At 66.1% G+C, this 12,509-nt stretch carries 14 protein-coding genes; 10 read left to right on the top strand and 4 right to left on the bottom strand.

The window, feature by feature from the left end; translation table 11 throughout:
* Window positions 1-562, bottom strand: a 562-nt coding sequence (locus tag BN2503_RS07600; protein WP_148639737.1) for a DUF4158 domain-containing protein, incomplete at its 3' end; no start/stop codon positions are given.
* 591 nt (window positions 563-1,153) lie between these two features.
* On the opposite strand from BN2503_RS07600, the gene BN2503_RS07595 reads away from it, so the two are divergent.
* Window positions 1,154-1,552, top strand: a complete 399-nt coding sequence (locus BN2503_RS07595; protein WP_054256053.1) for a hypothetical protein — start codon at window positions 1,154-1,156, stop codon at window positions 1,550-1,552.
* Here BN2503_RS07595 and BN2503_RS07590 read toward each other — a convergent pair.
* Window positions 1,549-1,923, bottom strand: coding sequence for an ArsR/SmtB family transcription factor (locus BN2503_RS07590; protein WP_054256052.1), 375 nt, complete (start codon window positions 1,921-1,923; stop codon window positions 1,549-1,551). The genes BN2503_RS07595 and BN2503_RS07590 overlap by 4 nt on opposite strands.
* An 87-nt stretch (window positions 1,924-2,010) precedes the next feature.
* Here BN2503_RS07590 and BN2503_RS07585 point away from each other — a divergent pair, with 87 nt between their 5' ends.
* From BN2503_RS07585 to BN2503_RS07545, 9 genes are all read left to right on the top strand, one after another.
* Entirely contained in the window at window positions 2,011-3,084 is a 1,074-nt protein-coding gene (locus tag BN2503_RS07585; RefSeq protein ID WP_054256051.1) for an efflux RND transporter periplasmic adaptor subunit, read from the top strand.
* A 1-nt stretch (window position 3,085) separates the two neighbouring features.
* Window positions 3,086-6,319 carry an efflux RND transporter permease subunit gene (locus BN2503_RS07580; protein WP_054256050.1) on the top strand — a complete coding sequence of 1,078 codons (3,234 nt, stop codon included), beginning with the start codon at window positions 3,086-3,088 and terminating at the stop codon, window positions 6,317-6,319.
* 78 nt (window positions 6,320-6,397) lie between these two features.
* Window positions 6,398-6,760, top strand: a complete 363-nt coding sequence (locus tag BN2503_RS07575) for a carboxymuconolactone decarboxylase family protein (RefSeq protein WP_054256049.1) — start codon at window positions 6,398-6,400, stop codon at window positions 6,758-6,760.
* A 1-nt stretch (window position 6,761) separates the two neighbouring features.
* Window positions 6,762-8,150 (top strand): TolC family protein, encoded by a 1,389-nt coding sequence (locus tag BN2503_RS07570; RefSeq protein WP_054256048.1) that lies wholly within the window; start codon window positions 6,762-6,764, stop codon window positions 8,148-8,150.
* A gap of 50 nt (window positions 8,151-8,200) precedes the next feature.
* Window positions 8,201-9,475 (top strand): NAD(P)/FAD-dependent oxidoreductase, encoded by a 1,275-nt coding sequence (locus BN2503_RS07565; protein WP_054256047.1) that lies wholly within the window; start codon window positions 8,201-8,203, stop codon window positions 9,473-9,475.
* 70 nt (window positions 9,476-9,545) lie between these two features.
* Entirely contained in the window at window positions 9,546-10,145 is a 600-nt protein-coding gene (locus BN2503_RS07560; RefSeq protein WP_054256046.1) for a class I SAM-dependent methyltransferase, read from the top strand.
* A gap of 38 nt (window positions 10,146-10,183) precedes the next feature.
* A complete protein-coding gene (locus BN2503_RS07555; protein ID WP_054256045.1) occupies window positions 10,184-10,393 on the top strand; it encodes a YgaP family membrane protein in 210 nt (69 codons plus the stop codon).
* Window positions 10,394-10,416: 23 nt separating this feature from the next.
* A complete protein-coding gene (locus tag BN2503_RS07550) occupies window positions 10,417-10,797 on the top strand; it encodes a rhodanese-like domain-containing protein (RefSeq protein ID WP_054256044.1) in 381 nt (126 codons plus the stop codon).
* 32 nt (window positions 10,798-10,829) lie between these two features.
* The gene (locus BN2503_RS07545) at window positions 10,830-11,024 is read left to right on the top strand and encodes a YgaP family membrane protein (RefSeq protein WP_054256043.1); all 195 of its coding nucleotides are present in this window, start codon (window positions 10,830-10,832) and stop codon (window positions 11,022-11,024) included.
* A 152-nt stretch (window positions 11,025-11,176) separates the two neighbouring features.
* Here the strand turns inward: BN2503_RS07545 and bioB are convergent, their stop codons facing one another.
* Together bioB and BN2503_RS19975 are read right to left on the bottom strand one after the other, a co-directional pair.
* Entirely contained in the window at window positions 11,177-12,268 is a 1,092-nt protein-coding gene (bioB, locus tag BN2503_RS07540; protein ID WP_054256042.1) for a biotin synthase BioB, read from the bottom strand.
* 7 nt (window positions 12,269-12,275) lie between these two features.
* The gene (locus BN2503_RS19975; protein WP_139235367.1) at window positions 12,276-12,494 is read right to left on the bottom strand and encodes a hypothetical protein; all 219 of its coding nucleotides are present in this window, start codon (window positions 12,492-12,494) and stop codon (window positions 12,276-12,278) included.
* Window positions 12,495-12,509: the final 15 nt, after the last annotated feature.

Below are 12,509 nucleotides of genomic sequence, written 5' to 3'. Positions count from 1 at the left end.
GATCAACGCTGGCGGCGATGGCGGTGCCTGTTTCAACTTCAAGCTGGGCAAGTGCCGCCGCAATCAGTGTCCGAATTGCCCGCTCGTGCACGATCACCAGCTTGTTCTTGTACAGCCATTGACGCGCCCGCACGAGTAGCTGATCGCGGTCGGCGCAGCGCGCCACTTCGTCGCGCAGTTCACGTACCAGTGAGCGGCGCTGGTGCTCGCTCATCCACTGGAATCCAAGGACCGTGCAGGCTACTTGTTGGTGATCGAATAGCGTGCGCCCGCGTTCATACATGGCTCTCAGCGAGGCGACTTCTGGTGCTGCAATGCCAAGCTCGTTGCCAAGGTGGCGCCACAAGGCTACTGGAATTACCCGAAAGGCACCGAGCAAACGCCCACTCATGCGCAGGAAACCAATATGGAGCGCCAGACCAAGCTTGTGGGAATCACCTCGGCGTGCATTGATTGCGTCGCGCTCGGCACCATCGAAGGTGAAAAATGCCTTCATCTCGAAGTCGCTGATATCGCGGGGGAGCCCACGCATCCCCAAAAACGTTGTGTGCCAACCCTGCATCGTGAACCTCAAAAGTGGGAGGCCACCATACCCGTTTACAAAGCGAACAGGAAAGTCAATGAAATCAACGGTCTACCCAGACCACCCCCGCGCCAGTGCTAGCTTTGCGTACCGTCACTTATTGCACTGAAAACGAGGAGACCCCATGCAGCACACGCGCAGGCGCTGGCACGGGAAAACGCGCGATTGCGCGAACAACTCAAGGCGCTTGAGGAAATGCTTGACTCAGGTGCTGCGAATGCGCCGTTCTTCAAATTCGGGTAAGCACTGCCACATGGCAAAGGCCGGCTGCGCGGATACCGCAGTGCCATCAATTTATCAAGGGCAAGGGCTTCGCCGCCGTCCTCACCCGGTCCCTTCGCTACGCCTGCGCTGGGCTAGGAAGTATTCCGTGGTGGTGGTATCAACGCGTGGGGGTTCCGCAGTGGGCGCCGGGGCGGCTTTGCCCGGCTGGGCTTCCTCGGCCTTTTTGCCCTTGCCCATGATGGACGAGAACGCGAGCCAGAGCAGCGCCAGGGCAGCAAGCAGCGCAAAGAGGAGCCGCCAGACCTTCTATTCACCTGCCTACAATGCAACGCACTCACCCACGTCATGCCGCCCACGTCTTTCCCTGTCCGTACAGAGTGCCCTCCAGGCGCATGTGTATGCGAGCGCGAAGCATTGGTGCACGCGCCAGATGCGGATCTTCGGGTTCTGTGGCTCACGCGGGAGGAAGAAAAGCGCCTGCTGCAGCGCCTTGAGAACCTGAGCGATTTACAGGATCTGCGCCATATGCAAAGCCGGATGTTCGAGCAGCTTGGCATTCGGATCAGCATTCACGCCAGCGCAGCGGAAGTGCGCACGCTGCGGGGCATCACTGTCCTCGTGCACCCTCAGCCGGGGCTGTGCCGCAAGACCCGCCAAGCCATTCCCGCAGCCATCAAAAAGAGCATGGAGCAGCGCCCGGACATCGTGTACGCGCTGCTCGACGAAGGCGGGCTTTTCGCTTAGTGCTGAACTTTCGGCGCAGGCTCCAAGGCTTCGGGCGCAGGGGGACTAAAAAGGGCGCGCTGCTGGGCCTCGCGGTCAAACTGACGCGCCAGGCTGCCACACACCAGGTCGCACAGCGCGTAGACCGACGCATCCTCGATACGGTAGTACACGCTGGTGCCGCGCCCTTCGCGGGTGACCAGGCCATGCTTGGTAAGCAAAGACAGGTGCTTGCTCACGTTCGCCACCGTGTAGCCGCACTGCTGTGCCAGTTCGCTCACGTTGTACTCACTGTTGCGCAGCAGGTTCAGGATGCGTAGGCGTGTGGGTTCGGACAAGGCCTGGAAATAGGCCGCGACCTGCTCCAGTGCTTCGGGCGGCAAGTCTTTCATAGAGGGAATCCTTCGGAAATGGCCTGATCGGCGGGTTCGATTGTAGTGTTTGTTGACTATTAAATCAATTAGTTAAATAATCACACAATGCACAACGCTCACACCCTCCCCCGCTTCCTTTCCAGGACTGGCCTGGCGCTGGCGACGGCCTTGCTGGCCAGTACCAGTTTGGCTTTCGCGGCCGACATCGCCGCCGTGCGCGTGCAAGCGCCAGCCCATGCCGCATTGGCCAGCGCCGACGCCGTGGTCGAAGCCGTGCGCGACACCACCGTGGCCTCCCAGGTTCCTGGGGCTGTGGTGCAACTGCTGGTGCGCGTGGGCGACCGCGTACAGGCAGGGCAGGCGCTGGTGCACCTGGATGCCCAGGCCGCGCAGCAGAACACCGCTGCCAGCGTGGCTCAGGCCGAGGCAGCGCGTACCAATGCCCAGATCGCGGAGAAAGAGCTCGCACGCCAACGCCAGTTGTTTGCCAAGCAGTACATCAGCCAGGCCGGCCTGGAGCGTGCGCAGGCGCAGTACGACGCAGCGCAAGCCCAGGTGCGAGCCGCCCAGGCACAGGCCCAGGCGGCCTCGGCCCAATCGGGCTTTTACGTGGTGCGCGCGCCCTACGCCGGGGTAGTGAGCGAAGTACCCGTGGCGCTGGGCGACATGGCGGCGCCGGGCCGCCCCCTGGTGCGCATGTACGACCCACGTGCCTTGCGCATTACGGCCACCACATCGCAGACGCTGGCGCAGAACCTGGGTTCGGCCGGCCAGGCCGCCATTGAGCTGCCGGGCACCGGGCGCATCGCCATCGAGGCGCGCCATATCCAGCGCCTGCCCACGGTAGACAGCGCCACGCACACCATGCAATTGCGCGCGGACCTGCCCGCCGGGCTGGAGGGGGTAGCGCCAGGCATGTTTGCCCGTCTTTGGTTGCCAGGCGCCAGCGCAGCGGCGGCGGCGCTGCCCGTTGTTCCCGCCAGTGCCGTGGTGCGCCGCGCCGAGGTCACGGGTGTCTACGTGCTCGATGCCCAGAACCGCCCACGCCTGCGCCAGGTACGCCTGGGCCGCACGCTGCCCGCGGCAGAGGGCGCTGCGCCACAAGTCGAGGTGCTGAGCGGCCTGCGCGACGGCGAGCGTGTGGCGATCGACCCCCAGGCCGCCGCACAGGTGCGTTGACATGAGCACCACCGCAAAAAAAATGGGCATTTCGGGCCGCATTGCCGCCCTCTTCCTGCAGGCGCAGATTACGCCGCTGCTGGCGCTCCTGGCGTTCTTGCTGGGCGTCTTTGCCGTGCTGGTCACGCCGCGTGAGGAAGAGCCGCAGATCAACGTCACCATGGCCAACGTGCTGATCCCCTTCCCCGGGGCCAGCGTTGCCGACGTGGAACAGATGGTCGCCACCCCAGCAGAACAACTGCTCTCGGGCATGGAGGGCACGGAGCATGTGATGTCCGTCTCGCGCCCGGGCCTGGCCGTGCTCACGGTGCAGTTCAAGGTGGGCGTGCCGCGTACCGAAGCATTGGTGCGCCTGCATGACCAGTTGCGCAGCCACGCCGACTTCGTGCCCGAGGGCCTGGGGGTACTGCAGCCGCTGATCCGCCCCAAGGGCATCGACGATGTGCCGATCGTCAGCTTCACGCTGCACGGCAAGGACGCAGACGCCAGCGCATTCGACCTGGAGCGCGTGGCGCACAGCGTTGAGGCCGAACTCCAGCGCGTGCCCGGCACGCGCGAGGTGCGCTCCATCGGCGGCCCTGGGCGCGCCGTCCTGGTGCGCCTGCAGCCCGAACGCATGGCGGGCACCGGCATGACGGTGCCTGAGCTGCGCGCCGCGCTGCAGTCGGCCAACCTGGGCTTGCCCGTGGGCGACTTGCTGGCCGGAGAAAAAACCATCGCCCTGGAGGCCGGGCCGTTTCTCTCTTCGGCTGACGAAGTGGCCGATCTGGTCGTCGGTACGCGTGGCGGACGCCCCGTCTTCCTGAAAGATGTGGCGGAGGTGCGCGACGGCCCGCCGCCGGCCCAGCGCATGGTGTGGCTGGGCAAGCCCGGCAAGCAGGGCCCCGAAGAGTTCCCCGCCGTCACCTTGCAGATCACCAAGAAGCCGGGCGAGAACGCCATCGACGTAGCCAATGCGCTGGCAGCGCGCATGGCGCAGTTGCGCAACACCGTCATCCCCGACGACGTGCAGGTGGTGGAAACGCGCAACTACGGCGAAACCGCCAACGACAAGGCGCAAAAGCTCATCCAGAAACTGCTGTTTGCCACCGCTTCCGTGGTGGCCCTGGTGTTCATCGCACTGGGACGGCGCGAGGCAGCCATCGTCGGCCTCGCCGTGGTGCTCACGCTAACCGCCACGCTGTTCGCATCGTGGGCCTGGGGGTTCACGCTCAACCGGGTGTCGCTGTTCGCGCTCATCTTCTCCATCGGCATCTTGGTGGACGACGCCATCGTGGTGGTGGAAAACATCCACCGCCACCAGCAGCTCGAACCAGGCGTCAGCCTGCTGCAGAGCATTCCCAGGGCTGTGGACGAAGTGGGTGGCCCCACCATCCTGGCCACTTTCACGGTGATTGCCGCGCTGCTGCCCATGGCCTTCGTCTCGGGCCTGATGGGGCCCTACATGGCGCCCATCCCCATCAACGCCAGCATGGGCATGCTGATTTCGCTGGCCATTGCCTTCGTGGTCACGCCCTGGCTGGCACGCCGCTGGATGAAGCCCCACACAGGCGAGGGTGCGGCTGATGGCCACGCAGGCCTGGCAGCCAAGTTGGAGCCGCGTCTGCAGCGCATTTTTGGCCCGTTGCTCGATGCGCGGCGCGGCGCGCGCAACCGGGCCCTGCTGGGCCTGGCCGTGGCCGGGCTGATCGCCCTGTCGGTGCTGCTGCCGGTGGTGGGCTGGGTGCAGCTCAAGATGCTGCCGTTCGACAACAAGTCCGAGTTCCAGGTGGTGGTCGACATGCCCGCCGGCACCCCGCTGGAAGAAACCGCCGCCGTGCTGCGCGAGCTGGGCGCCCAACTGGCCACCGTGCCCGAGGTGCGTGACTACCAGGCCTACGCCGGCACCGCCGCGCCCATCAACTTCAACGGCCTGGTGCGCCAGTACGACCTGCGCGCCGCCAGCGAGCTGGGCGACATCCAGGTCAATTTGGTGGACAAGGCCCACCGCAAAGACCAGAGCCATGCCATTGCCATGCGCGTGCGCCCTGCCCTGCAGGAGATCGGCAAGCGCTGGAATGCCAACGTGAAAGTGGTGGAGGTACCGCCCGGCCCGCCGGTGATGGCCCCGATCGTGGCCGAGGTCTACGGCCCCGAGCCCGCTGGCCGCCGCCAGGTCACTGAAGCCGTGCGCGCCGTGTTCGAGCGGACCGATGGCGTGGTGGATGTGGACTCGACAACCATTGCCGCCGCACCGCGCAAGCTGCTGCTGGTCGATCGTCGCAAGGCCGCGCTGGCCGGCGTGTCGCAGCAGGCCATCGTTGCCACGCTGCGTGCCGGGCTGGCGGGCGACGCCGCGACCTACCTGCGCGACGCGAGCAAGGTGCCCGTGCCCGTGTGGCTGCAATTACCCGATGACAGCCACGGCAGTCTGGACGCGCTGCTGCAGCTCACCGTGCGCGGCACGGCGGGCCAGGCAGTGCCCATTCGCGAGCTGGTCACCGTGAGCGACACGCAGCGCGAACAGCCGCTGTACCACAAGGATCTGCTGCCCGTGGACTACGTGCAGGGCGACATGGCCGGGCGCGTCGACAGCCCGCTGTACGGCATGTTCGCCATGCGCAGTGCCATCGCCCAGATCCAGGCACCCGGCGGCGCGGCACTGAAGGAGACCTTCGTCGCCATGCCCGAGGACGCGCTGCGCGACTACACCCTGCGCTGGGACGGCGAATGGCGCATCACCTACGAAACCTTCCGCGACATGGGCGCTGCCTACGCCGTGGGCCTGGTGCTGATCTACCTGCTGGTGGTGGCGCAGTTCGGCTCTTATCTGGCGCCGCTCATCATCATGGCGCCGATTCCGCTCACCATCATTGGCGTGATGCCAGGCCACGCCCTGCTGGGTGCGCAGTTCACTGCCACCAGCATGATCGGCATGATCGCGCTGGCCGGCATCATCGTGCGCAACTCCATCCTGCTGGTGGACTTCGTGCGGCTGCAGCAGGCTGCGGGCGTGCCCATGGCCCAGGCCGTGGTGCATGCCGTGGCCACGCGGGCCCAGCCCATCGTGCTCACGGGCGTGGCGGCCATGATTGGCGCCTTCTTCATCCTCGACGACCCGATCTTCAACGGCCTGGCGATCTCGCTGATCTTCGGCATCCTGGTCTCCACGCTGCTCACGCTCGTCGTCATCCCCACGCTGTACTACGCGGCCTACCACCGGCGTGCAGAAAAAATCAGCCAAATTGGCACTTGAGGCATACGCAGCAAGCGCTAGCAGCTATTGAGTTCATAGCAAAAACTGTCATCCACCCTCTTTCAAGGAGCCATTGCCATGTTGCCCAGCTACCAAGACATCATCAAAGACACCAGCGCCGAGATCGCCAAGCTGCGCGCTGAGATTCCCGACACCCTGCGCGGCTTCTCCGCCATGGCCCAGGGGGCGAGCAAGCCGGGCGCGCTGGACGCCAAGACCAAGGAGCTGATCGCCACCGCGCTCTCTGTCGCCGCCCGCTGCGACCCCTGTGTGGGCTACCACACGCAGGCGCTGGTCAAGCTCGGCTGCACCCGCGCCGAGCTGGCCGAAACGCTGGCCATGGCCGTGTACATGGGGGGCGGCCCGTCGCTGATGTACGCCGCGCGCACCAGCGCCGCCTTCGACGAGTTCACCCAAGCCGCCCAGAAAACCACCGCCTGATATGCGCGCCCACCTTCGCCCTCTGGCCCTGGCGTGCGTCCTGGCCGCCCTCCCCGGCCTGGCCGCAGCCACCGATCTGCTGCAGGCCTGGCAGGCCGCGCAGCAGCACGACCGCACGCTGGCCGTGGCACGTGCCGCGCATGCCGCCGCACAGCCACAGCGCGACCAGGCTGCGGCGCTGTGGCGCCCCGGCGTGGCACTGACAGCGGCGGCCGGCGTGGCCAACGGCGAGACGCAGATGCACGGCGCGCAGTTCTCGGCACCCGGCATGGGGCCCACGAACGGTGCCAACGTCGCCACCTCCATCACGGGCGGCACGGCCACGCGCTGGCAGTTGCAAGCCAGCCAGCCGCTGTACAACCCGCAACGCCGCGCCCAGCAGGAGCAACTGCGCTTGCAGGCCGACATGGCCGACCTGCAATGGCAGGCGCAGCAGCAGCAGGCCATGCTGCGCACCGCACAGCGCTACCTGGACGTGGCCGTGGCACAGGAGGCGCTGCGCGTCATCGACCAGCAGCATGCGGCCGTGCAGAAGGCGGCCGAAGAAGCGCAAGAGCGCTACCGTGTTGGCAGCGCGCCCATTACCGACACGCACGAGGCGAGCGCACGCCTGGCGGCGCTGCGCGCCAGCCAGGTGGCAGCCCAGGTGGACCTGGACGTCAAGCGCCGCCTGCTGGCCGACGCCACCGGCCTGCCCACCGCCACGCTGCAGGCACGCCTGCCTGCGGCCCCGGCGAGCGAACTGCTCTCTACCGCGCTGGCGCTGGAAGCCTGGCAGCAACAGGCCGAGGACGGCAATCCTGGTATCCGCCTGCAGACGCTGGCCGCCGAAGCGGCCCGCGCCGAGGCGCGCAAACACAGCCTGGGTGCCGCGCCCAGCGTGGACCTCGTTGCCCAAGCCGGGCAGGAGCGCCTGCACGGCAGTGGTGCCTACGGCACGGCGCAAAACAAGAACCTGAGCGCCATGGTGGGCGTGCAGCTCACGGTGCCGCTGTACACCGGCGGCTGGCGCAGCGCCAAGGAAGAAGAGAGCCTGCGTCTGCAAGACAAGGCCGAAGCCGAAACCCTGAGCACCCGCGAACAGGTGGCGCAGCAAGTCCAGGCCGCCTGGCTGGGCCTGCGCATGGGCGCGCAGCGCGTGCATGCGCTGGAGCAGGCCCAGGTGGCCAGCCGTGCCCGGCTGGATGCCACGCAGACCGGCCACGAGGTGGGCGACCGCACCCTGCTCGACCTGCTGAACGCCCAAAACGACGACGCAGCCACCGCCCTGGCGCTGGCCCAGGCGCGCAGTGCCCTGCTCATCGACCACCTGCGCCTGGCCCTGCTGGCGGGGCAGCTCGACGAGGCGCGGCTGCGCGCCGTCAACCAGGCTCTGGCACCCGCGCAGTGATCTGAGCGCACGCGAATGCCTTGGCAACCACTACACCAAAGGAGACAACCATGGCCCATATCGTGATTCTCGGCGCCGGCACGGGCGGCATGCCCGCCGCCTATGACCTGCGCTCCGCCATCGGCAAGGAACACCGCATCACGGTCGTCAACGCGCTGGACTATTTCCAGTTCGTGCCCTCCAACCCATGGGTTGCCGTGGGTTGGCGCGAGCGCAAGGAAACCACGCTCCCCATCGCGCCGAGCCTGGCCAAAAAAGGCATCGATTTCATTGCCCAGCGCGTGGATCGCATCGACGCCGATGGCAATGCCCTGGAACTGGCCGACGGCCAGCGCCTGGCCTATGACTACTTGGTGATTACCACCGGCCCCAAGCTCTCATTCGACGAAGTGCCAGGCGCCGGCCCGGTGCAGGGCCACACGCAGTCGATCTGCACCATCGACCACGCCGAAAAGGCCTGGGCCGACTACCAGACCTTCCTGCAAGACCCCGGCCCGGCCATCATTGGCGCCATGCCCGGCGCGTCGTGCTTCGGCCCGGCGTACGAGTTCGCCTTCATCTTCAACAAAGACCTGCAGCGCCGCAAGCTGCGCCATAAGGTGCCGCTGACCTTCGTCACCAGCGAGCCCTACATTGGCCACATGGGCCTGGGCGGCGTGGGCGACTCCAAATCCATGCTGGAGAGCGAGTTCCGCAACCACGACATCAAGTGGATCACCAACGCCAAGGTGACAAAAGTCGAGGCCGGCAAGATGTTCGTCACCGAGATGGACGAAAACGGCCAGCCGAAGAAGGAGCACGAACTGCCCTTCAAGTACAGCATGATGCTGCCCGCCTTCAAGGGCGTGGACGCCGTGGCCGCCGTCGAAGGGCTGTGCAACCCGCGCGGCTTCGTGCTGATCGACGAGCACCAGCGCAGCAAGAAGTACCGCAACATCTTCTCGGCCGGCGTGTGCGTGGCCATTCCGCCGGTGGAGGTCACGCCCGTGCCCACGGGCGCGCCCAAGACCGGCTACATGATCGAGACCATGGTCTCGGCCATCGTGCACAACATCGCCGCCGAACTGCAAGGCCAGAGCGCCGACGCCAAGGCCACCTGGAACGCCATCTGCCTGGCCGATATGGGCGACACCGGCGCCGCCTTCGTGGCGCTGCCGCAGATTCCGCCGCGCAACGTCAACTGGTTCAAAAAGGGCAAATGGGTGCACCTGGCCAAGGTGGCATTTGAAAAGTACTTCATGTACAAGATGAAGAACGGCACCGCCGAACCCGTGTACGAAAAACACGTGCTCAAGGCCCTGGGCATCGTGCGGCTGGAGAAATGACGCTGCGCCTTGACCGCTACTGAATTAATAGCTGCTAGCGCTTTATCCACCTACGTTTTTGGCATTTTTCATGAAATTCTGGGACCAGGCCTTCGACATCGCCGGCTACAAGTACGGCACGCAGCCCAACGCTTTCCTGCGCGAGCAGGCACACCGCCTGCCCGCGCACGGCCAGGTGCTGGTGCCGGGTGACGGCGAGGGCCGCAATGGCGTCTGGCTGGCCACGCAGGGCCACACCGTGCTGTCGGTCGATGGCTCGGCGGTGGGCCTGGCCAAGGCCCGCGCCCTGGCCCAGCAGCAGGGCGTGCCCCTGGCCACCGAGCAGGCCGACCTGGCCGCGTGGGCGCCAGCGCCCGGCAGCTACGACGCTGTGGTACTGACCTACGTGCACTTTCCCTCGGCCCAGCGCGCCGCCATCCACCAGCGCCTGCAGCAAGCCCTGCGCCCTGGAGGCTGGCTGCTGCTGGAAGCTTTTCACCCCCTGCAACTGCAGCACACCAGCGGCGGCCCCAAGGACCCCGACATGCTCTACACCCTGGAGCAGCTGCGCGGCGACTTCGCCGGGCGGATGCACGAGACGCTGGGCTGGGAAGGCCCGCTCACCCTCGACGAAGGACCCGGCCACCAGGGCCCGGCGCACGTAGTGCGCTGGCTGGGCCAAGCCCTTTAGAACGTGTTCTCACCTGTTTTCATGAAAGGAACCACGCCATGACCTCCTGGCAAATCGTGCGCATCATCGCCGGCACCTTCATCCTGCTCACGCTGGCCCTGGGCCTGCCTGGCAGCCCGCTCTACATGAGCCAATGGTGGCTCGCCTTCACCGCCTTCGTCGGGGCCAACCTGCTGCAAAGCGGCTTCACCAAGTGGTGCCTGATGGAAAGCATTCTGCGCAAGCTGGGCGTGAAGCCCGGCTGCTGATCCCCACCCGAGGAGACCACCCCATGAAAACTGCCCTCGACCTTGTGGCCGCCGCCAAGGCGCGCATCCAGGAAGTGCCCGTGGACGCCGCTGAAGCCGCCATCGCCCAGGCGGACGTCCTCATCGACGTGCGCGAACCCGACGAATACCGCCAGGGCCATGTGCCCGGCGCCGTGAACATGCCGCGCGGCCTGCTCGAATTCCAGATGAGCGGCCAGCCCGCCATGGCGCCGCGCGACCTGGCTATCGTGCTGTATTGCAAGACCAGCGGCCGCGCCGCCTTGGCGGCCTGCGCGCTGCACGACATGGGTTACCTGAACGTGCGCTCCATCGCTGGCGGCTTTGACGCCTGGGCCGCCGCGGGCAAGCCCGTGGCTGCGCCGAGCACGCCGACATTCGGCTGATTGACTTTCCCAACCCCAAGGAGGAACACACCATGAAACTCAACGTTGGCGGCATCGACCGCATTCTGCGCATCATCGTCGGCCTGGTGCTGATCGCCCTGGCTGCCACTGGCACCGTGGGCTGGTGGGGGTACATCGGCGTAGTGCCGCTGCTGACGGGCATTTTCCGTTTCTGCCCGGCGTATCCGCTGCTGGGTATCAGCACCTGCCCGATGAAGAAGGACTGACGCCGCAGCCGCAAGGCGGCTGCCCGTTGGTTCGCGACGGCGCTCCATGCCATGACGGCAAGGGGCGCCGTTTTATTTCAGGCGTGCCACGCACCATGTGCCATGGCCGTGAATATTGGTCAAAAACCCCTCCAGCCCTTTGGTATAAAGCGCTAGCAGCTATCTTTACAGGAGCATCCAGCGCCCTCTTCCTGCCCCTCACCAGGCGCAGCGGTTTGCGTGGTGCGGTGGCCGCGCAGGCCCAGCTTGGCGAGCAGTTGCTCGTCCGCCGTCACATCGGGGTTGCCCGTCACCAGCAGCTTGTCGCCATAGAAGATGGAATTGGCACCCGCCATGAAGCACAGCGCCTGCACGGCGTCACCCAGTTGCTGGCGCCCGGCAGACAGGCGCACGCGGGCGCGCGGCATGGTGATGCGGGCCACGGCGATCACGCGCACGAAGTCGAAGGGGTCGATGGGCGCACTGTCGGCCAGCGGGGTGCCTGGCACACGCACCAGGCTGTTGATCGGCACCGACTCGGGGTACGGATTCAGGTTGGCAAGCTGCGCGATCAGGCCTGCACGGTGTACCGGCGCCTCGCCCATGCCCACGATGCCACCGCAGCACACGCTGATGCCCGCTGCACGCACGCTGGCCAGCGTGTCGAGCCGGTCCTGGTACTGGCGCGTGCTGACCACGTCGGTGTAGTACTCGGGGGCGGTATCCAGGTTGTGGTTGTAGTAGTCCAGGCCGGCCTGCTTGAGGGCCTGCGCCTGGTGCGGCTGCAGCATGCCCAGGGTGGCGCAGGTCTGCAGGCCCAGGCCCTTCACGGCGCTGATGAGTTCGCTCATTTTCTCGATGTCGCGGTCCTTGGGCGCGCGCCAGGCCGCGCCCATGCAAAAGCGCGTGGCGCCCGCGTCCTTGGCGGCTTGGGCGGCGGCGGTGACTTCCTGCACGCCCATGAGTTTCTCGGCCTTGACGCCCGTATCGAACTCGGCGGACTGCGGGCAGTAGCCGCAGTTCTCGGGGCAACCGCCCGTTTTCACCGACAGCAGCGTGGCCAGCTCAATGTCACCTGCGGGCCAGTGCTGGCGGTGCACGGTCTGGGCCTCGAAGAGCAGATCCATGAGCGGTTTGTCGAGCAGGGCCTGGATGGCGTCCACCGACCACGGGCCGGCAGGTGCGGCGGTGCTGGCACGGCGGTGCAGTTGCACGGGCTGAATGTCCCGCGGGGATTCGGAAGCGACAGGGGCAAGTGAAGACATGAGGCGCTTACTCCTTGAAAGGCTGAGAGCAATGCGGCGGATTCTCGGCGCAAAGCAGCGGCCAATGCACGCCCCGTGAGCATAAAAAACACCCCAAAAGAAGTTGCAGCAACTTGCCGCATTTCTCAATGTGCATTGAATGCAAATGGCGATTTTTGAAGGCTTTTGAGAGCAGGTTGCAGCCAACAAAAATCGCCGCATCCATCACGCGCACAAATGCCTCCATTTACCCGCATTTCGC

Source organism: Paenacidovorax caeni, assembly GCF_001298675.1.
Lineage (GTDB): Bacteria > Pseudomonadota > Gammaproteobacteria > Burkholderiales > Burkholderiaceae_C > Paenacidovorax > Paenacidovorax caeni.
This window is presented reverse-complemented; position numbering and strand designations above follow the sequence as displayed.

What these genes read in the sequence shown, in the direction of transcription:
- BN2503_RS07565 (WP_054256047.1), top strand. Translation starts at nt 8,201, where the DNA reads ATGGCCCATATCGTGATTCTCGGCGCCGGCACGGGCGGCATGCCCGCC.
- BN2503_RS07585 (WP_054256051.1), top strand. Translation starts at nt 2,011, where the DNA reads ATGCACAACGCTCACACCCTCCCCCGCTTCCTTTCCAGGACTGGCCTG.
- BN2503_RS07570 (WP_054256048.1), top strand. Translation starts at nt 6,762, where the DNA reads ATGCGCGCCCACCTTCGCCCTCTGGCCCTGGCGTGCGTCCTGGCCGCC.
- BN2503_RS07595 (WP_054256053.1), top strand. Translation starts at nt 1,154, where the DNA reads ATGCCGCCCACGTCTTTCCCTGTCCGTACAGAGTGCCCTCCAGGCGCA.
- BN2503_RS07560 (WP_054256046.1), top strand. Translation starts at nt 9,546, where the DNA reads ATGAAATTCTGGGACCAGGCCTTCGACATCGCCGGCTACAAGTACGGC.
- BN2503_RS19975 (WP_139235367.1), bottom strand. Translation starts at nt 12,494, where the DNA reads ATGGAGGCATTTGTGCGCGTGATGGATGCGGCGATTTTTGTTGGCTGC.
- BN2503_RS07580 (WP_054256050.1), top strand. Translation starts at nt 3,086, where the DNA reads ATGAGCACCACCGCAAAAAAAATGGGCATTTCGGGCCGCATTGCCGCC.
- BN2503_RS07575 (WP_054256049.1), top strand. Translation starts at nt 6,398, where the DNA reads ATGTTGCCCAGCTACCAAGACATCATCAAAGACACCAGCGCCGAGATC.
- BN2503_RS07550 (WP_054256044.1), top strand. Translation starts at nt 10,417, where the DNA reads ATGAAAACTGCCCTCGACCTTGTGGCCGCCGCCAAGGCGCGCATCCAG.
- BN2503_RS07545 (WP_054256043.1), top strand. Translation starts at nt 10,830, where the DNA reads ATGAAACTCAACGTTGGCGGCATCGACCGCATTCTGCGCATCATCGTC.
- bioB (WP_054256042.1), bottom strand. Translation starts at nt 12,268, where the DNA reads ATGTCTTCACTTGCCCCTGTCGCTTCCGAATCCCCGCGGGACATTCAG.
- BN2503_RS07555 (WP_054256045.1), top strand. Translation starts at nt 10,184, where the DNA reads ATGACCTCCTGGCAAATCGTGCGCATCATCGCCGGCACCTTCATCCTG.
- BN2503_RS07590 (WP_054256052.1), bottom strand. Translation starts at nt 1,923, where the DNA reads ATGAAAGACTTGCCGCCCGAAGCACTGGAGCAGGTCGCGGCCTATTTC.